We start from the raw sequence: 26,377 nt of genomic DNA, 5'->3' as shown, positions 1-26,377 counted from the left end.
CCATGAGGCAGACGGCATGAGCGGCATGAATGTTTCCAACGTGGGTGCCAGCGCCGGCCAGGCGGCCAGCGCGGGCAAGGACAAGACCCTGAGCCAGGCCGATTTCCTCAGCCTGCTGACGCAGCAGATGCGCAACCAGGATCCGACCAAGCCGATGGATTCCTCGCAGATGGTCAGCCAGCTGGCGCAGATCAGCCAGGTCTCGGCGACGCAGGCACTGCAGAGCTCGTTCGACGGACTCAGCGCCGCGCTGCAGGGCAATCAGATCCTGCAGGCCAGCGGCATGGTGGGGCGCAACGTGGTGGTGCCGTCCGCGGCCGGCACGCTGCGCGACGGCGGCCTGGACGGCGCGGTGAACGTGCCCGACGGCGGCGGCCAGGTGCTGGTGAAGATCAGCGACACGCACGGCAACGTGCTGCGCACGATCAGCCTGGGCACGCCGGCGGCGGGCCTGGTGCGGTTCCACTGGGACGGCACGGGCGACAACGGCCAGGCGCTGCCGGCGGGAGCCTATGGCCTGGCGGCGCAGGCCGGCAATACCGCCGTGGCCACCTACGCGAGCGGCAAGGTCACCGGCGTGGGCATGACCGGCAGCGACGGTGTCTATCTGGATGTGGACGGTTTTGGCGGTGCCCTGCTGAGCCAGGTCGCGCAGATCAACTGATGGCCCCGCGGGGGCTTCAACACAGAGGAATTATCCGATGGCTTTCAACATTGCCTTGAGCGGTCTCAACGCGGCCTCGAAGGATCTGGAGGTTACCGCCAACAACATCGCCAACACCGCCACCACCGGCTTCAAGGGCTCGCGCACCCAGTTCGCCGAGCTGTTCAACGCCGCCGGCCCGAACCTCAGCTCCAGCCAGACCGGCAGCGGCGTGCGGCTGACCAACGTGGCGCAGCAATTCACCGCCGGCAGCGTCGAGACCACCAATAACAGCCTGGATTTCGCCATCAGCGGCGACGGCTTTTTCACCATGCGTGACGGCAAGGGTTATTCCTACACCCGTGCCGGCGCGTTCCAGAAGGACCAGAACGGCTACGTGATGAATGCCAACGGCCAGCGCCTGCAGGTGTTTCCGCCGGTCGCAAACGGCGGTTTCGACAACAGCACGCTGACCGACCTTCAGTTGCTCACCTCGCAGAACGCGGCCAAGGCCACCGGCACCGTGCAGATGTCGCTGAACCTGCCGTCGGACGCCACGCCGCCGGCCACCGCGTTCGACCCGCTCAACGATCCGGCCAGCTACAACCAGGCCACGCCGTTCACGGCCTACGATTCGCTCGGCGCCACCCACAACGGCGTGGTCTATTTCGTCAAGGGTGCCGCTGCCAACGTGTGGAACGCGAGCCTGTATATCGACGGCACGTCGACCGGCGCGTCGCAGCAGCTGACCTTCAACAGCAGCGGCGCACTGGTCGCGCCAGCCAACGGCAAGCTGAGTTTCCCGGCGGTGTCGGTCAGCCCAGGCGCCGACCCGATGCAGCTCAGCCTGGACATGAGCAAGGCCACCCAGTTCGGCAACGCCTACGCGGCCAGCGCGATCAATCCGGACGGCTATCCGACCGGCATCCTGTCCAGCATCGACGTGTCGCGCGAGGGCGTGGTGCAGGCCAAGTATTCCAACGGGCAGACCACCGCGCTCGGCCAGCTCGCGCTGGCGCAGTTCTCCAACGAACAGGGCCTGCGCCAGCTGGACAACACCAACTGGGCCGCTTCCTACGATTCCGGTACGCCGGTGATGGGCGCGGCCGGCAACGGCACCTTCGGCAGCGTGCAGGCCGGTGCGCTGGAGGCCTCCAACACCGCCGACCTCACCGCGCAGCTGGTCAACATGATCAAGGCGCAGCGCAACTACCAGGCCAACGCGCAGGTGATCTCCACCGACAACCAGCTGACCCAGACCATCATCAACATCCGCAACTGACCTCACGCGAATGCGTGAGGTCATCCCGGCGCAGGCCGGGATCCAGTGAAAGAGCCGTCCCGGCGGAAGCCGGGACACAACGTCAAGGCAACACGCTGGATTCCGCCTGCACCGGAATGACGAGTTAAAACCATTCGAGGTTTTCCATGGATCGTTCGCTCTATGTAGCCATGACCGGCGCCACGCAGATGATGCGCGGGCAGTCGGAGGTGGCGCACAACCTGGCCAACGCCGACACGGTCGGCTTCAAGGCGCAGCTGTCGGCGTTCCAGCCGCTGGCGGTGCAGGGTCCGGGCCTGCCCACGCGGATCAACGGCGTGGCGCAGGGGCTGGGCGTGGACCTGCGCGAGGGCGGCCAGATCGAGACCGGCCGCGAGCTGGACGTGGCGGTGCAGGGCGCCGGCTGGATCGCGGTGCAGGGCGCCGACGGCAGCGAAGGCTATACCCGTGCCGGCGAGCTGCGGCTGACCCCCGACGGCCTGCTCACCGACGCCCGCGGCAACCTGGTGCTCGGCGACGGCGGCCCGATCAGCGTGCCGCAGAGCGCGCACGTGAACATCGGCGCCGACGGCACGGTGTCGGTGGTGCCGATGGGGCAGGGTCCGGAGACGATCGCCGCGGTCGGCCGCATCAAGCTGGTCAACCCGGCCGCCGACCAGCTCGCGCTGGGCAGCGACGGGTTGATGCACCTGGCCGGCGGCGCCACGGCGGATGCCGACCCCGCGGTGACGCTGAAGTCCGGCGTGCTCGAATCCAGCAACGTCAACCCGGCGCAGACGCTGGTGCAGATGATCCAGCTCTCGCGCCAGTACGAGCTGCAGATCCGCGCCATCCACAGCGCCGACGAAAACGCGCAGTCGGCCTCGCGATTGCTGCAGATGACCTGATCACACGAATTTCATAAAGACATCCAGACGTCCAGACGGAGTCCATCGACATGTTCTCATCCCTGTGGGTAGCCAAGACCGGCCTCGATGCGCAGCAGACGCGCATGGACGTGATCTCGAACAACCTCGCCAACGCCAACACCACCGGCTACAAGAGCGCGCGCGCCTCGTTCCAGGACCTGGTCTACCAGAACCTGCGCCAGCCCGGCGGCCAGACCACCGAGCAGACCCAGGCGCCGTCCGGCCTGATGCTGGGCACCGGCGTGCGCGTGGCCGGCAGCGAGAAGCTGTTCACCCAGGGCAACATCGAGCAGACCGGCAACTCGCTGGACGTGGCCGTGCAAGGCCGCGGCTTCCTGCAGGTGACGATGCCCGACGGCAGCATCGCCTATACCCGCGACGGCTCGCTGCACATGGACCAGAACGGGCAGATCGTCACCGCCAACGGCTACGCGGTGGATCCGGCCATCAGCGTACCGGCCAACGCGCAGAGCATCACCATCGGCAGCGACGGCACCATCAGCGTGAGCGTGCCGGGCCAGGCCGCGACGCAGCAGATCGGCACCGTGCAGCTGGCCGACTTCATCAACCCCGCCGGCCTGCAGCCGAACGGCGACAACCTCTACCTGGAAACCGCCTCCAGCGGCTCGCCGCAGATCGGCCAGCCTGGCCTGAACGGCCTGGGCACGCTGGCGCAGGGCGCGCTGGAAAGCTCCAACGTCAACGTGGTGGAGCAGATGGTCAACATGATCGAGACCCAGCGCACCTACGAGATGAACTCCAAGGCGGTGTCCGCCGCCGACTCGATGCTGCAGTTCCTCACCAACAAGACCTGAGGCGCGCCGTGATGTCCGTTCGTCGCTATCCCTTCGCGTTGTGCGCGCTGGCCCTGCTGGCCGGTTGCGCCAGCGGCCCGCGCGCGCACGACGATGCCGAATGGGCGCCGACGCCGCCGCCCGCGGCGCAGATCGCGCCGGGGCAGGCCGACGGCTCGATCTACCACGACCAGCAGAACATGGAGCTGTTCGCCGACCCCCGCGCGCACCGCGTGGGCGACATCCTCACCGTGGCGCTGGTGGAAAGCACCCAGGCCAGCAAGAAGGCCACCACCACCACCAGCAAGACCGACAAGGCGAAGATCGCGTCGCCCACCATCCTCGGCCAGGGCATTTCGATCGGCGGCAAGGCGGCGAACATCGGGCTGGACGGCGAACGCAGCTTCGACGGCGCCGGTTCCAGCACGCAGAGCAACCAGCTCACCGGGCAGATCACCGTCACCGTGGCGCAGCGCCTGGCCAACGGCAACCTGCTGGTGCGCGGCGAGAAGTGGCTGACCATCAACCAGGGCCAGGAGCTGGTGCGCATCTCCGGCATCGTGCGCCCGCAGGACATCGGCCAGGACAACGTGGTGCCGTCCACCCGCGTCGCCGACGCGCGCATCAGCTACACCGGCCGCGGCACCCTGGCCGACGCGAACACGCGCGGCTGGCTGTCGCGCTTCTTCAATTCCAAGTGGATGCCGTTCTGATGAATACCACACCGCGCATTTCTGCTCCCTCCCCTGCTTGCAGGGGAGGGCTGGGGTGGGGTGCTCTTCGCCGGAAGATCAAAAGCTTTACCCCCTCCCAGCCTCCCCCTGCAGGCAGGGGGAGGGGCGCTATCGCCGCATTACTGGTGTTGCTGCTCGGCGCCATCGCCCCGGCCCATGCCGACAAGATCCGCGACCTGGTGCAGGTGGCGGGCGTGCGTAGCAACCAGTTGATCGGCTACGGCCTGGTGGTGGGCCTGGACGGCTCGGGCGACCAGACCACGCAGGCGCCGTTCACCACGCAGAGCCTGGAGAACATGCTGCAGCAGTTCGGCATCACGGTGCCGGCCAACGCGCGGCCGCAGCTGAAGAACGCCGCGGCGGTGATGGTGACGGCGGATCTGCCGCCGTTCGCCAAGCCGGGCCAGACCATCGACGTCACCGTCGCCTCGATCGGCAACGCCAAGAGCATCCGCGGCGGCCAGTTGCTGATGGCGCCGTTGCGCGGCGCCGACGGCAACGTCTACGCGGTGGCGCAGGGCAGCGTGGTAGTCGGCGGCATCAGCGCGCAGGGCAAGAGCGGCTCCAGCGTGCAGGTGAACATCTCCGCCAGCGGGCGCATCCCCAACGGCGCCTCGGTGGAGCGCATCGTGCCCTCGTCGTTCGCCGGCGGCGGCGACCTGATGCTGAACCTCAACACCGCCGACTTCACCACCGCCACGCGGATCGCCACGGCGGTCAACCGGGCCTACGGCGCCGGCACCGCGCAGCCGCTCGACGGCGGCTCGGTATCCGTGCGCGGGCCGCAGGATCCGGCGCAGAAAGTGGCATGGCTGGGCGCGATCGAGAACCTCGACGTGCAGCCGGGCGATGCCCCGGCGCGCATCGTGGTGAACTCGCGCACCGGCACCGTGGTGATCGGTTCCGACGTGCGGGTCAGCGCCGCCGCGGTGGCGCACGGCGCAATCCAGGTCACCATCAGCGAGCAGCCCCAGGTCAGCCAGCCGGCGCCGTTCGGCCGCGGGCAGACCGCGGTGGTGCCCAGCAGCAGCGTGCAGGTCAGCGAAGAGGGCGCGCACATGTTCAAGTTCGGCCCGGGCGTGAGCCTGGACACCATCGTGCGCGCGGTGAACCAGGTCGGCGCCACGCCGAGCGACCTGATCTCGATCCTGCAGGCGCTGAAGCAGGCTGGCGCGCTTCATGCAGACCTCGTGGTGATCTGACCGAGCGACGGAACCATGACGCCGACCAACAGCCCCGCGCCCGCGCTCGACACCTGGACCGAACTGTCCGGCTTCCAGCAACTGCGCGCGCAAGCGCGCAGCGATGGCGGCAAGGGTGCGTTGCCGGCAGTGGCGAAGCAGTTCGAGGCGATCTTCACCCAGATGATGCTGAAGTCGATGCGCGACGCCAACGCCAGCATGGGCAGCGACTTCGCCGGTAGCGAGCAGGTCGACTCCTATCGCCAACTGTTCGACCAGCAGCTCTCACTGAGCCTGGCCAACGGCAACAACGGCCTCGGCATCGCGAAGATGCTGGTGCGCCAGCTGGGCGGCAAGCCGCCGACGGCCGCCGTCGATGCCCATGGGCGGTTGCCGCCGCCCACTGCCGATGTGGCCAACGCCAACGTGCGAGCGCTGCTGCAACTGGGCGCCGGTGGCGGCGCGGCTGACGGGGCCGACGAGGCGGCCGGCAGCACCGGCATCATGGCCATGCCCTCGACCGCCGACGCCGGCTCGGCATGGCGCCAGGCACTGGACCGCATGGCGCAGGGCGCGCTCGAGGCGGCCGGCAGCGCGGCGCAGCTGCTGCCGGGCGGCGACCCGGTGGGTTTCGTCCGCGCGCTGGCGCCGCACGCCGAGCAGGCGGCGAAGCAGTTGGGCGTGTCGGTGCGCGCGCTGCTGGCGCAGGCCGCGCTGGAAACCGGCTGGGGCAAGCACCTGCCCAGCCACCGCGACGGCAGCAGCAGCTTCAACCTGTTCGGCATCAAGGCCGGCGGCAGCTGGGATGGCGACAAGGTCAGCGTGCCCACGCTGGAGTACGAGGGCGGCGTGGCGGTGCGCCGTCGCGACCAGTTCCGTGCCTACGACTCGCCATCGGAATCGTTCTCCGATTATGCCCGCCTGCTGACCGACAGCCCGCGTTATGCGCAGGCGCTGGGCCAGGGCGAGAACATCGCCGGCTTTGCGCGTGCACTGGTGCGCGGCGGCTACGCGACCGACCCGGCGTACGCGGCCAAGATCACCGCGATCGCCAACAGCCCGCAGATGCGCGAGGCGCTGGCGGCGCTGCGGTCGTCGGGTGAACTCAAGTGAACGCGGGCCCGGCCGTTACCGTGATCACGTGCCGTGCCGTTCCGGCGGCGCTTCAGGTGTCGAGGATGATCCATGGCTGACATGCTTTCGACCGGCGTGTCCGGGCTGCTTGCCGCGCAGATCGGGCTCAGCACGGTCAGCCACAACGTGGCCAACGCGAACACCGACGGCTACAGTCGCCAGCTGGTGTCGTACGCCGCGCGGCTGCCCGAGGGGCAGGCCAACTACTACGTCGGCACCGGCGTCAATACCGTGGCGGTGCAGCGCGCCTACAGCCAGTTCCTGAACAGCTCGCTGTGGTCGGCCACCTCGGCGCAGGGCCGCGCCAGCAGCATGGCCAGCCTCACCGGCCAGCTCAACGACCAGCTGTCCGGCAACAGCAACCTGCAGACCTCGCTGGACAGCTTCTTCGGCGCCGTGCAGGACATGGCCAACGCACCGTCGGACGCGGCTTCGCGCCAGGTGCTGCTGGCCCGCGCGGGCGGGCTGGCCAGCACGTTCAGGGCGCTGTCCGGCCAGTTCAATCAGCTTTCCGGCCAGGTACAGCAGCAGATCGGCGAGGCGGTCGATGCGATCAACAGCGACAGCCAGTCGATCGCCAGGTTGAACGGGCTGATCCGTTCCTCGCAGGCCACCGACGGCACGCCGCCGGCCGACCTGCTCGACCAGCGCGATGCGCTGGTGAAGAAGCTGGCCGGCCAGGTCGGCATCAGCGTGGTGCCGCAGAACGACAACACCCTCAGCGTGTTCGTGGGCAACGGCCAGGCGCTGGTCACCGGCACCGAGGCGCACGCGCTGGGCACCGCGCCCAACATGTACGACGCCACCCGGCTGGAAGTGGTGGGCGCGGCGTCCGGCGCCGTGCTTAGCGGGCGCATCGGCGGCGGCACCTTGGGCGCGCTGCTGGATTTTCGCGGCAACGTGCTCGATCCCGCGCAGAACCAGCTGGGCCGTGCCGCACAGGCGCTGGCCAGTGCGTTCAACGCACAGCACGCGCAGGGCATGGACCTGCGCGGCGAGCTCGGCGGCACCTTCTTCGACGTGGCCGGCCCGACCGTGCAGGCGGCCAGTACCAACAGCGGCAGCGGCACGCTGGGTGCCGCCATCGGCGCCATCGGCGCGCTGACCGGCAAGGATTACGTGCTGAGCTACGACGGCAGCAGCTGGCGCATGCGTGACACCAGCGGCAACAGCGTCGCGTTGAGCGGCAGCGGCACCAGCGCCGATCCGTTCGTCGCTGCCGGGCTGAGCCTGGTGGTGGGCGGCAGCGCGAACGCCGGCGACAGCTTCCGCGTGCAGCCCAGCCGCAACGCCGCTGCGAGTTTCTCGATGGCAATCGACGACCCCGACAAGGTCGCCGCCGCCGCGCCGCTCAAGGCCACTGCCGCGGCCGGCAACACCGGCACCGCAGCAGCGGCAGTCAGCGTCAGCGACGGCAGCAACCCCAACTTGTTCAACAGCAGCTCCGTGGTGTTCGCCTCGACCACCAGCTACAGCATCGACGGCGGCCCGGCGCAGGTCTTCACCCCCGGTCAGCCGATCGTCCACAACGGCTGGAGCCTGCAGTTCGGCGGCGCACCGCAGGCCGGCGACAGCTTCGGCGTGCAGGCCAACAGCAACGCGCAGGGCGACAACAGCAACGCGCTGATGCTGGGCAAGGTGGCCAATCTCGGCGTGCTCGACGGCGGCGTCACCAGCGCCGGCCGTGCCTACAGCCAGCTGGTCGGCCAGGTCGGCAGCGCCGGCGCGCTGGCCAAGGACGACCTGACCACGCAGACCGCGGTGTACCACCAGGCGATGAGTTCGCAGCAGAGCGTGTCCGGCGTGAACCTGGACGAGGAAGCCGCCAACCTGCTGCGCTACCAGCAGGCCTACCAGGCTTCCGCGCAGGTCATCAGCACCGCCAACAACATCTTCGGCGCGCTGCTCAGCGCCGTGAAGGGGTAAGCCATGCGCGTTTCCACCAGCTGGATGCAGCAGCAGTCCGTCGGCAGCATGATGGAGCGGCAGAGCGACCTGTCCAACCTCAACATCCAGTTGAGCACCGGCAAGCGCATCAACCAGCCGTCCGACGATCCGGTAGGTGCAGCGCGCGCACTGGATCTGACCCATCTCACCGCCGACGCCGCGCAGTACCAGCGCAACATCACCAGCGCCAACGCGCGGCTGGGGCTGGAAGACCAGACCCTATCCAACGTCAGCAACGTGCTGGGCCGCGTGCGCACGCTGCTGCTGCAGGCCGCCAACGGTTCGCAGACCGATCAGACCCGCGGCGACATCGCCGCCGAGATGCTGCAGCTGCGCCAGCAACTGCTCGGCCAAGCCAACAGCAAGGACGGCCAGGGCGACTACCTGTTCGCCGGCAACCGCACCGGCACGATGCCGTTCGTCGCGCAGAACGGCGTGAGTTACGTCGGCGACGACGGCCAGCGCATGGTCGCAGCCGGCCCCGGCCTGCAGGTGGCCACCGGCGATCCGGGCAGCACGGTGTTCGCCGACATCCCCACCGGCAACGGCACGTTCGCGGTCAGTGCCGCTGCAGCCAACACGGGCGGCGCGGTGGCCGGCGCCAGCAGCGTCAGCAACCCCAACGCGAATCCCTCGGCGTGGGGCGGCGGCAGCTATCGCATCGTGTTCACCGCGGCCAATGCGTATGAAGTGCGCGATGGCGCCGGCACGGTGCTGGACAGCGGCAGCTACGACGCCACCATCGGCGGCAGCATCAACTTTCGCGGTGCGCAGGTAGCGTTCAGCGGTAAGCCCAATGCGGGCGACGCGTTCGCGCTGGGCGCCTCAGCCAGGCAGGACGTGTTCACCACGCTGGACAAGATCATCGCCACGTTGCGCCAGCCCAACGGCGGCGGCGCGGACATGCAGAACAGCATCAACACGCAGTTCGCCAATCTCGACCAGGCGATCGACAACATCAGCCGCACGCGCGGCATGGTCGGCGCGCGCATGAACGCGCTCGACCAGCAACGCGGACTCAACGACGACCTCACGCTGCAGTACAAGGGCGCGCTGTCGGACGTGCAGGACCTGAACTACTACGACGCGATCAGCCAGCTCGGTGCGCAGACCACGGCGTTGCAGGCGTCACAGCAGACGTTCACCAAGATCCAGGGTTCAAAATTGTTCGACTATTTGCGTTGACAAGGCTCAAGTTTCCATGGTGGGGGTCGAAACAGTGTCTGAGGCGGCGGTGTTCCCATCGGAATCCCCGCTGGCTACCACCGCCGGCCACCGGCACCTACGACCCCTTCTGGAGATACTCCCATGGTCATGAGCGTCAACACCAACATCAGCTCGCTGAATGCCCAGCAGAACCTGGCCAAGTCGCAGAGCAAACTCGCCACCGCGATCGAACGCCTGTCCTCGGGCATGCGCATCAACAGCGCGAAGGACGATGCTGCCGGCCTCGCCATCTCGACCCGCTTCACCACCCAGATCAACGGCCTGAACCAGGCCGTGTCGAACGCGAACGACGGCATCTCGCTGGCGCAGACCACCGAGTCGGCGCTGAACGAGGTGACCAACAACATGCAGCGCATCCGCACGCTGGCGGTGCAGTCGGCCAACGCCACCAACTCCGACAGCGACCGCGCCGCGCTGGATGCCGAAGTGCAGCAGCGCCTGTCGGAAATCACCCGCATCTCGCAGCAGACCACGTTCAACGGCCGCCACGTGCTCGACGGCAGCTTCGGCAGCGCCGCGTTCCAGATCGGCGCCAACGTCGGCGAGACGATCTCGGTCAACCTGAGCCAGGGCGCGGGCGCCAAACAGGTCGGCCAGATGGCGAACACGCAAAGCGTCGACCTGGGCGCGATGTTCACCGCCAGTGCGGCGGCGCCGGGCACGGCGGTCAGCTTGGCGGTCGGCGCCTCGACCACCGTCGCCGCGGGCGACCTGTCCATCGGCGGCACCGCCGTGGCCGCCGGCACCTACACCGGTGCCCAGTTCGCCGCCGCGATCCAGACCGCGGGCGGCGCCGGCGTCACCGCGACCTTCGACGGCACCAGCAACAAGATCACCATCAGCAACACCACCGCGGCGGCGGTGGCGATTGCCGGCACCAAGCAGGCGACCTATTTCAGCACCACCAGCGTCGCCGCGCAGACGCCGGCCTCCACCGGCATCCTCACGCTGGCCACCGGTGACCTGACGATCCAGTCGGCAAGTGGCGGCGCCGCCGTCGACATGAACGGCACCTACAACAGCGCGCAGAACCTGGTCGATGCGATCAACGCCAAGGGCGTCGCCGGCGTCTCGGCCTACTACGACAGCACCAGCCACATGGTGCACCTGAACTCGCAGTCGGCGTTGACCGTGAACGGCACCAAGTCCGGCGCGGGCGCAGGCAACCTGGGCTTCACCGGCGCGGGCGCCACCGCGATCGCCACCGGCGGCAGCCTGTCCGGCAGCGATGTGAAGACGGTGGCCGGCGCCAACGACACCATCAGCCGCATCGACGCCGCGCTGAGCACGGTCAGTTCGATGCGCAGCGACCTCGGCGCGGTGCAGAACCGCTTCCAGTCCACCATCGCCAATCTGCAGACCATCTCGCAGAACCTCAGCTCGTCGCGCAGCCAGATCCAGGATGCCGACTTCGCCGCGGAAACCGCGAACATGTCCAGCGCAAACATCCTGCAACAGGCCGGCGTCTCGGTGCTGGCACAGGCCAACGCCTCCACCCAGAGCGTGCTCAAGCTGCTGCAGTAACGAGGTAACCCGGAACGGCCGCGAGCAGTTCGCGGCCGTTCCCTTCATTTCAGGAACCCACACCCATGGCGATCACCGTAGGCTCCACCACACCCACTTCGGGTTTGCTGACCTCCATGGGTGTGGGTTCCGGGCTCGACGTGGCCAGCCTGGTCAGCCAGCTGGTCGCCGCGAAGAAAGCACCGCAGCAGAACCAGATCACCAGCCAGGCCAACGCGGCGAACACCCAGCTCTCGGCGCTGGGTCAGGTCAGCGCTGCGCTTTCCGCCTTGCAGTCGGCGATGGCCCCGCTCACCGACGGCAGCGCCTTCACCGCGCGCACGGTAGGCAGCAGCGACACCACCGTGCTCGGCGCCAGCGCCACCGGCACTCCCGTCAACGGCAGCTACAACATCGTCGTGACGCAGCTGGCCAGCGCGCTGAAGGCGTCGTCCGGCGCATTCGCCAGCAGCACCACCGCGGTCGGCACCGGCACGCTGACCATCGCGGTAGGCAGCCAGTCGATGAGCCTCACCCTCGACAGCACCAACAACTCGCTGGCGGCGATCCGCGACGCGATCAACGGCTCCAGCAGCAATCCCGGCGTGAGCGCCACCATCGTCACCGGCACCGACGGCGCGCACCTGGTGCTGAGCGGCACCCGTACCGGCGCGGCCAACGGCTTCTCGGTATCGAGCAGCGGCGGCGACGGCGGACTGGCGGCGCTGAAATACGATCCGGCGGCCACCACCGGCAACGGGCTGAGCGTGGTCACCGCGGCGGCCGACGCGAAGTACAGCATCGACGGCCTGGCCGCCAGCAGCGCCGGCAATACCGTCAGCAGCGCGATCGACGGCCTCACCCTGAACCTGGTCAAGGCCGGCAGCAGCACGCTGAGCGTGAGCAGCGACAGCAGCAAGGCCACCGGCGCACTCACCAACCTGGTCAACACCTACAACAGCTTCGTCGGGATCTACCAGAACCTGACCAGGTACGACGCCACCAGCGGCACCGCCGGCGCACTGCTCGGCGACGCCACGCTCAACGGCATCAACAACACCTTGTCGAGCATCGTCGGCGGCACCGCCAACGGCGCCTCGCTGTCCTCGATCGGCATCTCGCTGCAGGTGGACGGCACGCTGAAGTTGGACAGCGGCAAGCTGGCGACCGCGCTCGGCGACGGCGGCAAGCAGGTGGGCGCCCTGTTCGGTGGCACCAACGGTTTCGCGGCGAAGCTCAATGCTCCGCTGACCAGCTGGGTCGGCAGCCAGGGCGTGCTGGCCAGCCGCACCAGCAGCATCGGCCAGCAGCTGAGCGACCTGGCCAACCAGCAGACCGCGCTGAACAGCCGCATGGACAGCCTCACCGCGCTCTACCAGGCGCAATTCACCGCGCTCGACACGTTGATGTCCAAGCTCAACAGCACCAGCACCTACCTGCAGCAGCAGTTCGACGCGCTTACCAACAGCAGCAAGAAGTAAGAGGACACGGTCATGGGATTCGGCTACGGCGCAGGCGCCTATCAGCAAGTCCGCTCGCACGGCGGGGTGGAGTCGGCCGATCCGCACGGGCTGATCACGCTGCTGATGGATGGCGCGCTGGAGCGCCTGGTGAAGGCCCGCGCGCACATGCTGCGCGGCGAGGTCGCGGCGAAGGGCGAGGCGATCTCGCGTTGCATCGAGATCATCGGCGGCCTGCGCGGCAGCCTCGATCCCAAGGCGGACCCGGTGCTGGTCGGCCGGCTGGATTCGCTCTACGACTACATGAGCCGCCGCCTGCTGCAGGCCAACCTGCGCGACGACGCCAGCCTGATCGACGAGGTCAGCAACCTGCTGCAGCCGGTCCGCGACAGCTGGGTGCAGATCGCTCCGGCCGCCAGCCAGCGGGTGGCAGGCGCGTGAGCATGGACGTCCTCGAACTCGCGCTCGGGCTGACCCGCGCGATGCTGGCCGCTGCGCAGGCGCAGGAGTGGCCGCGGCTGATCGAGCTGGAGGCCGAGCGTGAACCGTTGCTGCTGCGCCGGCACGCGTCCGACCCGGACAGCCTGGCCCGGCTGGACGAGATTCTGGCGTACGATCGCCAGCTGCAGGCCATCGTCGGCCGCGCGCGGGACTCGGCGGCCGAACAATGGCAGCAGGAAACCGACCGCGCCCGCGCGATCGCCGCCTACGCCCGGCCGTGATCGCCGGCGGCGGCTGAGGGTCTGTGCAACGGGCGCATGGGCCAGTCCGGACGTGTGTCGGACTGGCGAGGGAAACGGCCGCAGGAAGCGGTTTTTTTCATCAGCGCCTTGCTTCCCCTTCCGAAAGCCGCCGGCGTGGCGGTTTCGGCTTCACCGCGTCGCGGAGCCACGCCATGACCTCAGACAGCACGTCCCCGGGCAAGACGACCTCCGGCATTACGGCATCGGGCGGCGCGGCAGTGGCCGGCTGGGACGATTTCGAGCAACGGGTCAGCTGCGAGGAGAGCCTGCATGCCGACGGCGAGCCGCTGGCCTGGCCGCCCTCGCCGGCGTTGCTGCAGCAGCTGGCCGAACGCAACGCGAACGTGCTGGCGGCGATCGCCGCGCTGGAGGAGCGCCGCGCCGACAGCGGCGAGGACGACAGCCCGCTGATGCAGGAAATCCTGCGGATGGACGCCAAGCTCAACGTACTGGTGGAAATCGTCAACAGCCTGCTGGTGCCCGACAGCGTGCTGCCGCCGCGGCAGCTGCTGCGCTTCAATGCGATCGGCGCGCTGTTGCCCGCCGGCCTGGCGCCGGCCGGCGGCGGGCTGCTGCTGCGCATCCGTTTCGACCTGTGCCGCAGCCTGCCGCTCGAACTCGCCGCGCAGGTGCAGCGTCAATTCGACGATGGTCGAGTGTTCGTGATTTTTGCGCCATTGGGCGAGGCACTGAGTGACGCAATTGAGCGTCTGGTTTTCCGCCATCACCGACGCAAAGTGGCAGGGGCGCGCCAGCCGGTGGCGTGAGGCGGGATCCGGTCGATGCATCGGATGTGATGCAGTTCGCAATTGCGAAACTCCGCTGGCGCTTCTCTCGACGCCGGTCACATTTGGCATGTGCGCCAGGCCATGCCGCGAACGTCGTGTAAATCGTCCATGTTTCATGCAGTTAGGGAACACGGTTACGCATGTTTGTCGACGCGGCGGTGGCAGTTTTTCCGACAGGTGACATTTTGTCGTCGCGATGGCCGGAAACATTGGCCTCCTAATTGCTCATGGTTCATCAGGCCGGCAGCGGAAGCCCGGCACCGATGAAAAAGCGCTCCCGCTGGAAGCATGGGGCCGCCAAAACGAGCAGTGTGGATAAGGAGAGAGCGATGCAGAAATTCGACTTCCTGGTCATCGAATCCGATGAGGCGCGTGTGGATTTCGTGCTCTCGGCACTTCACTTCCTGGGCTACCGGCCGCAACACGGCGCCGCCTGCGGCGAGGTGGACGAATCCACCCACGCATGGCGCGCCGTGTACATCGGCAGCGTTGCCGACGCCGCCGAGGCGGAGCGCCAGTTCGCCCTGCTGGGCGCCGCCGTGTCGCACGTGCCGGTGCTGCTGGCCGGCGATTCGCCTTGGGTCGAGCGCTTCAGCACGGCGTCGTCGCCGTTTGCCGCGCGGATGGCCACGCTGGAGTTTCCGCTGCGCTACGAGAAGATGGCCGAGGCCATGCGCAACATCTATGCGCGCCTGCTCGGCGGCCAGTCCGGCGCGCTGCGCTTCGTCGGCAACTCGGCACCGATGATCCGCGTCAACGGCTTGATCCGCCAGGTCGCGCCGTTCGATTCCACCGTGCTGGTGCTGGGCGAGTCGGGCACCGGCAAGGAAATGGTGGCACGGGCGATCCACGAGCATTCGCCGCGTCGCGACAAGCCGTTCGTGGCGATCAACTGCGGGGCGATTCCGGCGGAGCTGCTGGAGAGCGAATTGTTCGGCCACGAGAAGGGCTCCTTCACCGGTGCGATCAGCGCGCGCAAGGGTCGCTTCGAAATGGCCGAAGGCGGCACCCTGTTCCTCGACGAGGTCGGCGACATGAGCCTGCCGATGCAGGTGAAGCTGCTGCGCGTGCTGCAGGAGCGTGCCTACGAGCGGGTCGGCGGCAGCAAGACCCTGCGCTGCGACGTGCGCATCATCGCCGCCACCCACCGCAACCTGGAAGAGTCGATCGCCAGCGACCGCTTCCGCGAGGACCTGTTCTACCGGCTCAGCGTGTTCCCGCTCGAACTGCCGTCGCTGCGCGAGCGGCTGGACGACCTGCCGGTGCTGATCGGCGAGTTCAACCAGCGCCTCGCCCGCCGCGGGCTCGGCGTGGTGCGCTTCAGCGCCGGCGCGATGCAGGCGCTGCGCGAGCATGCCTGGCCGGGCAACGTGCGCGAGCTTTCCAACCTGGTCGAGCGCATGGCGATCCTGTTCCCGCACGGCGAGGTGCGCGGCAGCGACCTGCCGAAGAAGTACCGCGGCCAGCAGGCCGTCGACGAAGTGCACGGTGCGGCATTGCTGGCGCTGATGGACGACGAGCTGCCGCCGTGCGAAGCCGGCGTGCATCCGGTAGCCGAGGCGCTGCGCACGCTGCCGGAGCAGGGCCTGGACCTGAAGGACCACCTGGCCGACATCGAGGTGGGGCTGATCCGCCAGGCGCTCGACGTCACCGGCGGCGTGGTGGCGCATGCCGCGCGGCTGCTGCACATGCAACGCACCACGCTGGTGGAAAAGCTGCGCAAGTACGGCTTGCAGAACAGCCTGGCGGCGTGAGGGCCGGGAATGGGGAATGAGGAGTCGGGAAGCGCGTCAGCCTTTGCATTTGCGATTCCCTGCTCCCCATTCCCTATGCCCGGAAAAACTGGCACGCCTCGTGCAACCACTCACTCGAAACCCCGTCACGCGTCGGGAATCCGTCATGAGGACGCATCGCGATGAGCACCATCGACGTCAACAACCTGCTGTCCCAGATGCGCCAGATGACCGCGCAGGTGCGTGCGCCGGAAGCGGCGGTGAAGCCGGCAGCCGCCGTCGGGCAGGCGGATTTCTCCGACGTGCTCAAGCAGTCGTTGTCCGCCGTGGGCCGCAACCAGCTGGAAGCCGGCCGCTTGGCGGCGAGCTTCGAGCGCGGCGACCCCGGCGCCGACCTCGGCCGCACGATGATCGCGGTGCAGAAGGCCGACCTGTCCCTGCGCACGGTGGTCGAGGTGCGCAACAAGCTGGTCGATGCCTACAAGGAAATCATGAACATGCCGGTCTGACGCGCATGCGCCGAGCCGGTTCCGTCCCCTAGCCAAAGAGCAGCAGCATGGCCGACAACGCCATCGCGACGACCGCCAACAACGGTACGCGCCTGGACCCCTTCAAGCAGCTCGCCCGCAACCCGGCGACGCGGCAGCTGGTGCTGCTGGTGGCGGTGGCCGCGGCGGTGGCGCTGGGCGTGGCCGTGGTGCTGTGGTCGCGCGGCCCGAACTACGGGCTGCTGTACGCCGGCCTGGAACAGAAGGACGCCTCGGCGATCACGCAGGAACTGCAGGCGGGCAACACGCCCTACCAGTTGAGCAGCGACGGCTCGTCGATCATGGCGCCGGCCGCCGACCTGGCCGCGCTGCGCCTGAAGCTGGCGGCCAAGGGCCTGCCCCAGGGCAGCGCCAGCAGCAGTGCGCTGCCGGCCGCCGACTCGCCGTTCGGCATGAGCGACCTGGCCGAACGCACCCGCTACCAGCAACTGCTGGAAGCGGACCTGGGCGCCACCATCGGCGGGCTGCAGTCGGTGCGCGCCGCGCGCGTGCACCTGGCGCTGCCGAAACCCTCCGCCTTCATCCGCGACAGTCGCGAAGCCAGCGCTTCGGTGCTGGTCACGCTGTACCCGGGCCGCCAGCTGGACGCCGGCCAGGTGGCGGCGATCGTGCACCTGGTGGCGGCCAGCGTGCCGAACCTGGAAGCGCGCCAGGTTTCCGTGATCGACCAGCAGGGCCAATTGCTGACCACCGATCCGGAAAGCCCGGGTGCGGTGGGCGACAACCGCCTGCGCATCGCCACGCGGATCGAGAACACCTACGCCCAGCGCATCGAGGAATTGCTGATGCCGCTGGTCGGCCCCGGCCGGGTGCACGCGCAGGTGCATGCCGACCTGGATTTCAGCCGCACCGAGAAAGCGACCGAGACGTTCGGCCACGATCACCCGGCGCTGCGCAGCGAGCAGACCAGCAGCGAGCAACGTGGCGCGGATGCCGCCGGCGGCGGCGTGCCCGGCGCGCTCAGCAACCAGCCACCGGTCACCGTGGCGCAGCCCACCGCGGCCAAGCCCGATGCCGGCAAGGCCGCCGCGGCGACGGCCACGGCGGCGGCGACCAACCCGGGCGAGAGTTCCAGCAGCGCCACCCGCAACTACGAACTGGACCGCACCATCAGCCACGTCAGCGACCCGGCGGGGCGGCTGGCCCGGCTGACCGTGGCGGTGGTGGTGGACGACAAGCTGGCGGTCCCGGCCAACCCGGACGCCGGCGCCGACGATGCGACGGCAGCGCCCAAGAGCGTGCCGTTCAGCGCGCAGGAACTGCAGCATCTGACCGAGCTGACCAAGAACGCGGTCGGCTTCGACGCCGCCCGCGGCGACAGCGTCAGCGTGGTCAACCAGGCGTTCCAGCGTGGCGCGGCGCCTGAGGCGCTGCCGGAAACCCCGCTGTGGGGCCGGCCCGGCGTGCTCGACCTGCTCAAGCAGGGCGCCGGCGTGCTGATCGCGCTGCTGGTGGCGTTCGGCCTGCTGCGTCCGCTGCTGAAGGGCCTGCTGCGCGGCGAGCCGGCGGCGCGCGCGCTGCCTTCGCCGATGCCGCAGATCTCGGTGCGCGTGGATGACGAGCTGGCGGCCAACGAACCGGCCCGGCTCGGCGGCGCCATGCCCACGCTTTCGTACGAGCAGCGCGTCGGCCAGGCCCGGCGGATGGTCGGCGAAAACTCCAAACAGGTGGCGCAAGTGGTGAGGAACTGGGTGAGCGAAGATGGCAACTAATCGTTCCGATGCGCCCATCAACGGCGCGCAGCGCGCGGCAATCCTGCTGCTGACGCTGGGTGAGCAGGACGCCGCCGAGGTGCTCAAGCACCTCAGTGCCCGCGACGTGCAGGCGGTCGGCACGGCGATGGCCGGGCTCACCAGCGTCTCGCGCGAGCATGTCGAGCTCGCACTGGCCCGGCTCAACCAGGACATGGGCCAGCAGACCTCGCTGGGCGTCGGCACCGAGGAATACATCCGCAAGATCCTCACCAACGCGCTGGGCGAGACCAAGGCCGGCGGGTTGATCGACCGCATCCTGCTTGGCCGCTCCAGCAAGGGGCTGGAATCGCTGAAGTGGATGGAGAGCCGCGCGATCGCCGAGATGATCAACCAGGAACACCCGCAGATCATCGCGCTGGTGCTGGCGCACCTGGAGCCCGACCAGGCCGCCGAGGTGATCGGCTACCTGCCGCCGCGCGTGCGCTCCGACGCGGTGATGCGCATCGCCACGCTCGACGGCGTGCAGCCGCACGCGCTGAACGAACTGGACGAGATCATGGAGCGGCAGTTCTCCGGCAATACCAAGAAACTCAAGTCCGCCAGCGTCGGTGGGCTGAAGGCCGCCGCCGACATCCTCAACGCGATGGAAACCAGTCGCGAGACCGAGTTGATGACCGCCATCCGCAGCCAGGACGAGGCCCTGGGCGGTCGCATCGAGGACCTGATGTTCGTGTTCGAGGATCTGGCCGAACTGGACGATCGCGGCATGCAGATCCTGCTGCGCGAAGTGCCGTCGGGCACCTTGATCACGGCGCTCAAGGGCGCCGAGCCGGCGGTGCGCGAGAAGATCTTCGCCAACATGTCCAAGCGCGCCGCCGACATGATGCGCGACGACCTCGAGGTGAAGGGACCGGTGCGCCTGAGTGAAGTGGACGCGGCGCAGAAGGAGGTGCTGGGCATCGCGCGCAAGCTTTCCGACGCCGGGCAGCTCAGCCTGGCCTCCAGCGGGGATGAGTTCGTCTGATGGCCGCCACCATCCACAACGTGGCGGCGGAGTTCCAGCGCTGGGAGCTGCCGAACGTGGGCACCCGCTCGGCGGCGTCGCCGGCGGCCAACGCGACGCCGCAGCCGACCGTGCGCGAGCTGGCGGCGCTCGAGCAGCAGGCGCGCGAGGAAGGTTTTGCGGCGGGCCACGCCGAAGGCGCGGCCGCCGCGCAGCAACTGCTGAGTCAGCGCATGGCCGAGCTCGACGCGCTGTACGACGCGGCGGCGCGCCCGCTGCAGGCCTTCGACGAGCAGACCGGGCAGGAGCTGGCGCGGCTGGCCATGATCGTGGCGCAGCGGGTGATCGCGCAGGAACTGCAGCTGTCGCCGGCGCTGGTCGTCCAGGCGGTGCGCCACGCGGCTGACGCCTTGCCGGCGGCCACGCGCGAGTTGCGCGTGCACCTGCACCCGGCCGATCTGACCTTGCTGCGCGAATCGGGTGTGGCCGAAACGCATTGGCAGCTGCTGGCCGATGCGACGCTCGCGCGCGGCGACTGCCGCCTGGAAAGCGAACGTTCGCGGCTGGACGCGCGGGTGGAAACCCGCCTGGCCGCGATGATCGACGCCGTGCTCGGCGACAGCATGGGACTCGCCGAATGATCCACCCGACCGCCCCCGTAGGAGCCCGCTGGCGGGCGATGCTTTCAAGGCCGGGACTCGGGATATGCAGGAGCATCGCCCGCCAGCGGGCTCCTGCAGCGGTTGGTGTCGCGCAATGAACACCGAGGCGCTCATTGCCGCGCGGCAGGCTAACTGGCAACGCCAGTTCGCGCGGCAGGGCGCGCGCGCGCAGGCGGCGCGCACGCTGGTGGTGGAAGGCAGCCTGCGCCGGGTGGTCGGGCTGACCCTGGAGGCGGAGGGCTGCGAGGCCGCGCTCGGCGCGCGCTGCCTGGTCGACACCGCCGACGGCGCCACGCTGGAGACCGAAGTGGTCGGCTTTGCCGACGAGCGCCTGCTGCTGATGCCGGTGGGCGACATGCACGGCGTGCTGCCGAACGCGCGGGTGCGCCCGTATGCGCGCAGCGGCGGCCTGCCGGTCGGCATGGGCCTGCTCGGCCGCGTGATTGGCGCCGACGGCGTGCCGCTGGACGGACTCGGCGCGCTGGAAGCGGACGAACACGCCGCGCTCAAGCGCGAGCCGATCAACCCGATGGCGCGCAAGCCGATCGACGCGCCGCTGGACGTCGGCGTGCGCGCGATCAACGCGCTGCTCACCGTCGGCCGCGGCCAACGGCTGGGCCTGTTCGCCGGTTCCGGCGTGGGCAAATCGACCCTGCTCGGCATGATGACCCGCTACACCAACGCCGACGTGGTGGTGGTCGGGCTGATCGGCGAACGCGGCCGCGAGGTGAAGGAATTCGTCGAGCACACGCTGGGCGAAGAAGGGCGGCGGCGCGCGGTGATCGTCGCCGCGCCGGCCGACGCGCCGCCGCTCAAGCGCCTGCGCGGCGCCCAGTACGCCACCGCCATCGCCGAATGGTTCCGCGACCGCGGCCAGCGCGTGCTGCTGCTGATGGATTCGCTGACCCGCTACGCCCAGGCGCAGCGCGAGATCGCGCTGGCGATCGGCGAGCCGCCGGCGACCAAGGGTTACCCGCCGTCGGTGTTCGCGATGATGCCGGCGCTGGTCGAGCGCGCCGGCAACGACGCCGACGGCCGCGGTTCGATCACCGCGTTCTACACCGTGCTGACCGAGGGCGACGACTACCGCCACGACCCGATCGCCGACGCCGCGCGCGCGATTCTGGACGGCCATATCGTGCTGTCGCGCGACCTGGCCGAAGCCGGCCACTACCCGGCGATCGACATCGAGGCGTCGATCAGCCGCGTGATGCCGGCGGTGGTGGCGCGCGAACACCTGCGTGCGGCGCAGTGCTTCCGCCAGGTCTATTCCGCCTACCGCCAGCAGCGCGACCTGATCGCGGTGGGCGCCTACCAGAAAGGCTCCGACCCGCAGGTCGACCAGGCGATCGAGCTGTGGCCGCAGCTGCGCGCCTTCCTGCAGCAGGAAGTCGACGAACCGATGACGCTCGAGGCGGCGGTCGGGAAACTCGACGCCCTCGCCCAGCAGGTGGCCGCATGAGTTCGCGCGCCGAACAACTGGAGCCCGCAGTGGAGCAGGCCCGGCAGCGCAGCGAGGATGCGCTGGCCCAGCTGGCGACCCAGCAGCAGGTGCTGGCCCGGGCCGAGCACCAGCTCGGCGAACTGCAGCGCTACCGGCTGGAGTACGCGGCGGCCGCCGATGGGGCGCAGAGCGTGACGGCGCTGCTCAACCGGCAGCAATTCGTGGAACGGATCGATCAGGCGATCGTGCAGCAGCAGGCCGAGCTGGCCCGGCAGCACCGCCAGCTCACCCAGCTGCGCGAGCACTGGCGGCGCGCACATGCCCGCGAGAGCGCGCTGAGCAGCGTGGTCGCGCAGCACCGCGAGGAAGAGCGTCGCGCCGCCGACCGTCACGAGCAGGCCGAGCTCGACGAACGCATGCAGTACCGGCGGCTGCGATGAGCGCCACGCCCGCCCCGCCGTTGTCCGCCCGGGTCGCCGGGCCGTGCCGCCGCCAGCCGCGCGGATTCCTCGCCGAAGGACTGTCCACCCCATGACCGCTTCCGTCCCTGCTGCATCCAACGCTGCCGTGCCGTCCGCCGCGCGGCCCGGCGCCGTGGCCGAGCCGCGCGACGACACGGCGGCGGCCGGCTTCGACAGCCAGCTGCACGCCGCGCGCCAGCAGCACGACGCCAGCAGCGCGAACGACGCGTCGAGCGGGTCGAAGGACGAGCACCGGCCGACGCCGGCAGCACGCGCGCCACTCGATCCGCCAACGGATCCCGCGCCGGCGGCGAAGCCGGGCGTCATGCCGGCTGCACCGGTATCCGCGGCCGCGCCAGCGGAGCCGGTCGACGTGCCGGCAGCGGACGCCCCGGCGCCACGGCGCGAGCCGGGCGACGAGCCGGCGACCGCCGTGGTGGATGCCATGTTCGCCCTGCTCGGCTCGTCGGTGGCCGGCGTGCTGGCGCCCGTCGCCGACGGCGCCAGGGGCGCGCTGGCGCAGACCGGCAAGGGCGTGGCCGTCAACGCCGGGGCCGCCGCCATGCTCCAGCTCGCCGCGGCAGCCGGCCCGGCGGCCGCGCCCGTCAACGTCGTGCCGCTGGCGGCCAGCATGCTGGCCGCGGCGCAGGCGGCACCACCGGCCGCCAACCTCCTCGACAAGGAGGCATCGAAGGCGCCCGCGGCCGCCGCCGTGCTGGCAGCGCCGCCTGCGGCTGCCGCGCCGCTCGCGGCGCACCAGCTGCAACTGCCCACACCGCCGGCAAGTCCGTCGTTCGGCCAGGATCTGGGCCAGCAGGTGGCCTGGCTGAGCGGGCAGAACATCAAGCAGGCGCGAATCCGCCTGCATCCGGAGGAACTGGGTTCGCTCGACGTCAGCGTCAGCGTGACGCACGGGCGCGTCGACGTGGTGTTCAGCGCGCAGCACGCGGCGGCGATCCCGGCGGTGCAGCAGAGCCTGCCGCAGCTGGACCAGATGCTGGCGCGGCACGGCCTCTCGCTCGGCCACACCGAAGTCGGCCAGCGCGATCGCGGCGACCGCCGCGGGCCGGCCGGCAGTGGCGGCGCCGGTGCGCTGGACGAGGTCGCCGACAGCCACGGCGGCGTGTCGGTGATCCTGGGCAAGGTCGGCCTGCTCGACGCGTTCGCCTGAGTTCGCCCGCTCCCGTTCCTTCGCCAGCCTGACGTCCGCGCCATGGCTTCGCCGCGGCACGGGCGCGCGGATCTTCGCCCGGCAGAAGTCCGCCGTGATCGCGTCGCGTCGATGCGCCGGCGGGCGTCAAGAAAGCGCCGCGCACTTGGCGCGTCCGCCGCCAGGCGAGCCGGGGCAACGCTTTCCGTCGATGGCACGCGGTTTGCTTTTGCTGCAGGGCACGCGCACCGCATGCCTTTCAACTATCTGCAGATCGAGGTTTCCATGGTCGACGAGGAACAAGCTGGCGAGGTGGCCGATGCCACGCCCGAGCGCAAGAGCCGCAAGCCGCTGGTGATCGCGGTGTCGGTGGCGCTGCTGCTGGCGCTGGGCATCGGCGGCTATGTCTGGCAATCGCGCCAGTCCGTGCCGGGCAAGGCCGGCAAGGTGGCGCCGAAGGTTGCCCAGGCCGAACTCTACCTGCCGCTGGACCCGGCTTTCGTGGTGAATTTCCGCGACGCGGGTTCGCTGCGCTATCTGCAGGTCGGAGTCACCCTGATGTCGCACGACCCCGCGGCGATCGAGGTGGCCAAGGCCGCCGACCCGGTGATCCGCGACGCGCTGGTGGCGCTGTTCAGCAACCAGGACTTCGCGATCATCGGCGATGCCGCCGGACGCCAGAAGCTGCAGGCCGATGCGCTGGCCGCCGTGCGCAAGATCGTCAAGGCTCGGCTCGGCCGGCCCGGCGTCGACGCGCTGTACTTCACCAGTTTCGTGATGCAGTAACGAAGAGGCCGCAGGCATGAGCGATCTGCTTTCCCAGGACGAGATCGACGCGCTGCTGGACGGCGTCAGCGGCGGCGCGGTGGCCACCGGCGGCGACCAGCCGCCGCCGAGCGATGCGGTGATCGCGTACGACTTCACCCAGCAGGACCGCATCGTGCGCGGGCGGTTGCCCACGCTGGAAATGGTCAACGAGCGCTTCGCGCGGTTCTTCCGGCTGGGCGTGTTCAACGTGCTGCGCAAGACCTGTGAGGTCTCGGTGCTGGGCGTGAAGATGGTCAAGTTCGCCGAGTACGTGCACAGCCTGGCGGTGCCGAGCAACCTGAACCTGGTGCGCATCAAGCCGCTGCGCGGCACCGCGCTGGTGGTGTTCGAGCCGCGCCTGGTGTTCACCGTGATCGACAATTTCTTTGGCGGCGACGGCCGCTACCACGCGCGCATCGAGGGCCGCGACTTCACCGCCACCGAGAACCGCGTGATCCAGATCATGCTGGAGGAGCTGTTCGGCGCGATGACCGAAGCGTGGGCGCCGGTGCTGGAACTGCAGTTCGAATACCAGAACTCCGAGATCAATCCGCAGTTCGCCAACATCGTCAGCCCGACCGAGACGGTGGTGGTGTCGCGCTTCCACGTCGAACTGGACGGCGGCGGCGGCGAGATCCACCTGAGCCTGCCGTACGCGATGGTCGAACCGATCCGCACCCTGCTCGACGCCGGCGTGCAGAGCGACCGCGCCGACCGCGACGACCGCTGGGCGGAGATGCTGCAGGAGGAGGTGTTCGACGCGGAGGTGGACCTGAGTTCGCTGCTGCTCGACGTGCAGCTCAGCCTTGGCGAGTTCCTGCACCTGCGCCCGGGCGACGTGATTCCCGTGCAGCTGCCGGAGCTGGCCACCGTCTACGCCGAGGACGTGCCGGTGTTCCGCGGCCACTACGGCCAGTCCGGCGGCCGCAACGCCGTGCGTTTCCATGCCCAGGCCGGGCGCCGCGAAAAGCGCGCGGCCGGCGATCATTTCAAAGAGAAGACTCCCGCATGAACCAGTCCACAGAAGCTGCCTCCGCCATTGCCGGCGAACGCGTCGAGTTCGATCCGCTGCATGGCCTCGCCGCCGGCAGCGGCGAGGTCAACCTCGACATGATCCTGGATGTGCCGGTGACCCTGGCGATGGAAGTCGGGCGCACCCGCATCAGCATCCGCAACCTGCTGCAGCTGAACCAGGGCTCGGTGGTGGAGCTCGATCGCGCCGCCGGCGAGCCGCTGGACGTGTTCGTCAACGGCACCCTGGTCGCGCATGGCGAGGTGGTGGTGATCAACGAGAAGTTCGGCATCCGCCTGACCGACGTGATCAGCCCGGCCGAACGCGTGCGCAAGTTGCGCTGAAGCCGTGAACAGGGAATCGGGAATAGGGAACCGGATCGTCGCGGCGTTGGCGCCGGTAGCGCTGCCCGCCGCCGACGTCAACGTGGGCGGCGAGCTGGTGCGCGTGCTGCTCAGCCTGGCCGCCGTGGTGGCGCTGATTTTCGTGGCGGGCTGGCTGAGCCGGCGCCTGCAGGCGCGCAGTCGGCCCGGCGGGCGGCGCATCCGCTGCGTGGAGGCGATGGCGGTGGGCGCGCGCGAGCGCGTGCTGCTGCTCGACGCCGACGGCAAGCGCCTGCTGGTCGGCGTGGGCCCGGGCGGCATGCGCACGCTGCACGTCTACGACGGCACGTCGGCCGAGCCGATGGCGGCCGAACCCGCCCCGGCGCCGCTGCCCGCGTTCGGCGAGCTGCTGGCACGCTGGAAGCGCGGCGCATGAGGGCCTGGCGCTGGATCGTGGCCGCGTCGATGCTGCTGTTGCCGCTGGCGGCGCTGGCGGCGCCGCCGCCGGGGATTCCGCTGGTCAACGTGCAGAACGTGCCCGGCGGCGGACAGAGCTGGACGCTGTCGCTGCAGGTGCTGGCGCTGATGACCGCGCTGACCCTGCTGCCGGCGATCGCGCTGATGATGACCTCGTTCACCCGCATCATCATCGTGCTCGGCTTCTTGCGCCAGGCGCTGGGCACGCAATCGACCCCGCCGAACCAGGTGCTGCTGGGGCTGGCGCTGTTCCTCACCCTGTTCGTGATGTCGCCGGTGCTGAACAAGTCCTACGCCGACGGCGTGAAGCCGTACATGGACGGCCAGTTGGCCGCCGAACAGGCGCTGCCGGCGGCGTCGGCGCCGTTCAAGCAGTTCATGCTCGACCAGACCCGCGAAGCGGACCTGGCGCTGTTCACACGGCTGGCTGGCGAGAAGCCCTATGCGGCCAAGGCGGACGTGCCGTTCAAGGTGGCGATGCCGGCGTTCCTCACCAGCGAGCTGAAGACCGCGTTCCAGATGGGCTTCCTGCTGTTCATCCCGTTCCTGATCATCGACTTGGTGGTGGCCAGCGTGCTGATGTCGATGGGCATGATGATGGTCTCGCCGATGATCATCTCGCTGCCGTTCAAGATCATGCTGTTCGTGTTGGTGGATGGGTGGACGCTGCTGCTGGGAACCCTGGCCGGGAGCTTCTACACGTGACCGCGCATCGGCTG

At 69.4% G+C, this 26,377-nt stretch carries 27 protein-coding genes; all 27 read left to right on the top strand.

Annotated features, from left to right (window positions below; translation table 11 throughout):
- Positions 1 to 25 precede the first annotated feature (25 nt).
- The 27 genes from RHOOR92_RS0115415 to fliP all read left to right on the top strand — a co-directional run bounded on the left by RHOOR92_RS0115415 (position 26) and on the right by fliP (position 26,363).
- Positions 26 to 664, top strand: coding sequence for a flagellar hook capping FlgD N-terminal domain-containing protein (locus RHOOR92_RS0115415; protein WP_231378407.1), 639 nt, complete (start codon positions 26 to 28; stop codon positions 662 to 664).
- 37 nt (positions 665 to 701) lie between these two features.
- Positions 702 to 1,925 carry a flagellar hook protein FlgE gene (flgE, locus tag RHOOR92_RS0115410; protein ID WP_007511386.1) on the top strand — a complete coding sequence of 408 codons (1,224 nt, stop codon included), beginning with the start codon at positions 702 to 704 and terminating at the stop codon, positions 1,923 to 1,925.
- Between the two features lie 146 nt (positions 1,926 to 2,071).
- Complete coding sequence (gene flgF / locus RHOOR92_RS0115405; protein WP_015448515.1) at positions 2,072 to 2,812, top strand: flagellar basal-body rod protein FlgF; 741 nt, start codon at positions 2,072 to 2,074, stop codon at positions 2,810 to 2,812.
- Positions 2,813 to 2,862: 50 nt separating this feature from the next.
- A complete protein-coding gene (flgG, locus tag RHOOR92_RS0115400; RefSeq protein ID WP_007511381.1) occupies positions 2,863 to 3,648 on the top strand; it encodes a flagellar basal-body rod protein FlgG in 786 nt (261 codons plus the stop codon).
- An 11-nt stretch (positions 3,649 to 3,659) separates the two neighbouring features.
- The gene (flgH, locus tag RHOOR92_RS0115395) at positions 3,660 to 4,340 is read left to right on the top strand and encodes a flagellar basal body L-ring protein FlgH (RefSeq protein WP_007511379.1); all 681 of its coding nucleotides are present in this window, start codon (positions 3,660 to 3,662) and stop codon (positions 4,338 to 4,340) included.
- Positions 4,340 to 5,563 carry a flagellar basal body P-ring protein FlgI gene (locus tag RHOOR92_RS0115390; RefSeq protein WP_231378406.1) on the top strand — a complete coding sequence of 408 codons (1,224 nt, stop codon included), beginning with the start codon at positions 4,340 to 4,342 and terminating at the stop codon, positions 5,561 to 5,563. The genes flgH and RHOOR92_RS0115390 overlap by 1 nt, the downstream gene beginning before the upstream one ends.
- A gap of 15 nt (positions 5,564 to 5,578) precedes the next feature.
- A complete protein-coding gene (gene flgJ / locus RHOOR92_RS0115385) occupies positions 5,579 to 6,655 on the top strand; it encodes a flagellar assembly peptidoglycan hydrolase FlgJ (protein WP_007511375.1) in 1,077 nt (358 codons plus the stop codon).
- 72 nt (positions 6,656 to 6,727) lie between these two features.
- Positions 6,728 to 8,602 (top strand): flagellar hook-associated protein FlgK, encoded by a 1,875-nt coding sequence (gene flgK / locus RHOOR92_RS0115380; protein WP_027490655.1) that lies wholly within the window; start codon positions 6,728 to 6,730, stop codon positions 8,600 to 8,602.
- Between the two features lie 3 nt (positions 8,603 to 8,605).
- Entirely contained in the window at positions 8,606 to 9,808 is a 1,203-nt protein-coding gene (gene flgL, locus RHOOR92_RS0115375) for a flagellar hook-associated protein FlgL (protein ID WP_007511370.1), read from the top strand.
- Positions 9,809 to 9,931: 123 nt separating this feature from the next.
- On the top strand, positions 9,932 to 11,374 hold the full coding sequence (locus RHOOR92_RS0115370) for a flagellin (RefSeq protein WP_007511368.1): 1,443 nt from the start codon (positions 9,932 to 9,934) through the stop codon (positions 11,372 to 11,374).
- A gap of 65 nt (positions 11,375 to 11,439) precedes the next feature.
- Positions 11,440 to 12,834, top strand: coding sequence for a flagellar filament capping protein FliD (fliD, locus tag RHOOR92_RS0115365; RefSeq protein WP_027490654.1), 1,395 nt, complete (start codon positions 11,440 to 11,442; stop codon positions 12,832 to 12,834).
- A gap of 12 nt (positions 12,835 to 12,846) precedes the next feature.
- Complete coding sequence (gene fliS / locus RHOOR92_RS0115360; protein ID WP_027484471.1) at positions 12,847 to 13,254, top strand: flagellar export chaperone FliS; 408 nt, start codon at positions 12,847 to 12,849, stop codon at positions 13,252 to 13,254.
- 2 nt (positions 13,255 to 13,256) lie between these two features.
- The gene (gene fliT / locus RHOOR92_RS0115355; protein WP_007511363.1) at positions 13,257 to 13,535 is read left to right on the top strand and encodes a flagellar protein FliT; all 279 of its coding nucleotides are present in this window, start codon (positions 13,257 to 13,259) and stop codon (positions 13,533 to 13,535) included.
- A gap of 173 nt (positions 13,536 to 13,708) precedes the next feature.
- Positions 13,709 to 14,323: a PilZ domain-containing protein gene (locus RHOOR92_RS0115350; protein ID WP_015448506.1), complete on the top strand. Its 615-nt coding sequence runs from the start codon at positions 13,709 to 13,711 to the stop codon at positions 14,321 to 14,323.
- Between the two features lie 350 nt (positions 14,324 to 14,673).
- The gene (locus tag RHOOR92_RS0115345) at positions 14,674 to 16,098 is read left to right on the top strand and encodes a sigma-54-dependent Fis family transcriptional regulator (protein ID WP_027484470.1); all 1,425 of its coding nucleotides are present in this window, start codon (positions 14,674 to 14,676) and stop codon (positions 16,096 to 16,098) included.
- 161 nt (positions 16,099 to 16,259) lie between these two features.
- The gene (gene fliE, locus RHOOR92_RS0115340) at positions 16,260 to 16,586 is read left to right on the top strand and encodes a flagellar hook-basal body complex protein FliE (protein WP_007511357.1); all 327 of its coding nucleotides are present in this window, start codon (positions 16,260 to 16,262) and stop codon (positions 16,584 to 16,586) included.
- Positions 16,587 to 16,633: 47 nt separating this feature from the next.
- Complete coding sequence (gene fliF, locus RHOOR92_RS0115335; RefSeq protein WP_027484469.1) at positions 16,634 to 18,337, top strand: flagellar basal-body MS-ring/collar protein FliF; 1,704 nt, start codon at positions 16,634 to 16,636, stop codon at positions 18,335 to 18,337.
- Positions 18,327 to 19,343, top strand: a complete 1,017-nt coding sequence (gene fliG / locus RHOOR92_RS0115330) for a flagellar motor switch protein FliG (RefSeq protein ID WP_015448503.1) — start codon at positions 18,327 to 18,329, stop codon at positions 19,341 to 19,343. The genes fliF and fliG overlap by 11 nt, the downstream gene beginning before the upstream one ends.
- On the top strand, positions 19,343 to 19,963 hold the full coding sequence (locus tag RHOOR92_RS0115325) for a FliH/SctL family protein (protein WP_027484468.1): 621 nt from the start codon (positions 19,343 to 19,345) through the stop codon (positions 19,961 to 19,963). Before fliG ends, RHOOR92_RS0115325 begins: the two co-directional genes overlap by 1 nt.
- Positions 19,964 to 20,078: 115 nt before the next feature.
- The gene (fliI, locus tag RHOOR92_RS0115320; RefSeq protein WP_027484467.1) at positions 20,079 to 21,446 is read left to right on the top strand and encodes a flagellar protein export ATPase FliI; all 1,368 of its coding nucleotides are present in this window, start codon (positions 20,079 to 20,081) and stop codon (positions 21,444 to 21,446) included.
- On the top strand, positions 21,443 to 21,868 hold the full coding sequence (fliJ, locus tag RHOOR92_RS0115315) for a flagellar export protein FliJ (RefSeq protein ID WP_015448501.1): 426 nt from the start codon (positions 21,443 to 21,445) through the stop codon (positions 21,866 to 21,868). The genes fliI and fliJ overlap by 4 nt, the downstream gene beginning before the upstream one ends.
- A gap of 91 nt (positions 21,869 to 21,959) precedes the next feature.
- On the top strand, positions 21,960 to 23,060 hold the full coding sequence (locus RHOOR92_RS0115310) for a flagellar hook-length control protein FliK (protein ID WP_037115561.1): 1,101 nt from the start codon (positions 21,960 to 21,962) through the stop codon (positions 23,058 to 23,060).
- A 264-nt stretch (positions 23,061 to 23,324) separates the two neighbouring features.
- Positions 23,325 to 23,825, top strand: coding sequence for a flagellar basal body-associated FliL family protein (locus tag RHOOR92_RS0115305; RefSeq protein WP_037115604.1), 501 nt, complete (start codon positions 23,325 to 23,327; stop codon positions 23,823 to 23,825).
- Positions 23,826 to 23,841: 16 nt separating this feature from the next.
- Positions 23,842 to 24,858 (top strand): flagellar motor switch protein FliM, encoded by a 1,017-nt coding sequence (fliM, locus tag RHOOR92_RS0115300; RefSeq protein ID WP_007515028.1) that lies wholly within the window; start codon positions 23,842 to 23,844, stop codon positions 24,856 to 24,858.
- Positions 24,855 to 25,202, top strand: coding sequence for a flagellar motor switch protein FliN (gene fliN / locus RHOOR92_RS0115295; RefSeq protein WP_027490651.1), 348 nt, complete (start codon positions 24,855 to 24,857; stop codon positions 25,200 to 25,202). The genes fliM and fliN overlap by 4 nt, the downstream gene beginning before the upstream one ends.
- Positions 25,203 to 25,206: 4 nt before the next feature.
- Positions 25,207 to 25,617: a flagellar biosynthetic protein FliO gene (gene fliO, locus RHOOR92_RS0115290; RefSeq protein WP_231378404.1), complete on the top strand. Its 411-nt coding sequence runs from the start codon at positions 25,207 to 25,209 to the stop codon at positions 25,615 to 25,617.
- Positions 25,614 to 26,363 (top strand): flagellar type III secretion system pore protein FliP, encoded by a 750-nt coding sequence (gene fliP, locus RHOOR92_RS0115285; RefSeq protein WP_027490649.1) that lies wholly within the window; start codon positions 25,614 to 25,616, stop codon positions 26,361 to 26,363. The genes fliO and fliP overlap by 4 nt, the downstream gene beginning before the upstream one ends.
- Positions 26,364 to 26,377: the final 14 nt, after the last annotated feature.

The sequence above is a fragment of the Rhodanobacter sp. OR92 genome, from assembly GCF_000427545.1.
Lineage (GTDB): Bacteria > Pseudomonadota > Gammaproteobacteria > Xanthomonadales > Rhodanobacteraceae > Rhodanobacter > Rhodanobacter denitrificans.
This window is presented reverse-complemented; position numbering and strand designations above follow the sequence as displayed.